General features: G+C 49.0%; 1 protein-coding gene. It reads left to right on the top strand.

What is annotated here, in order from left to right:
- A partial coding sequence (locus AB4371_RS21430) for a hypothetical protein (RefSeq protein WP_372150635.1) occupies positions 1-261 on the top strand: 261 nt, incomplete at both ends.

The raw sequence follows: 261 nt of genomic DNA on the forward strand, positions 1-261 counted from the left end.
CAGCAGACTCAGGCATCTATGTCGGCTTTATTGATGACGCTGGAACGGACGTTCCTGTCTTCAGCTTAAGCTTCTCAGGTACCACGTTGGGTGAATACACCTTCACGTTGCTTGAGGCGTTAGACCATGCCGATGGCTTAGATAGTAACGAGCTGACCTTCGACTTACCAGTTTATGCGGTGGACTCAGATGGTGATGATTCATTAATGACTCCGTTGTCGGTGACCATTGGTGATGACGTCCAAATCATGGCGAACGGTA

Source organism: Vibrio sp. 10N.261.51.A3, from assembly GCF_041471965.1.
GTDB classification, from domain to species: domain Bacteria; phylum Pseudomonadota; class Gammaproteobacteria; order Enterobacterales; family Vibrionaceae; genus Vibrio; species Vibrio crassostreae_C.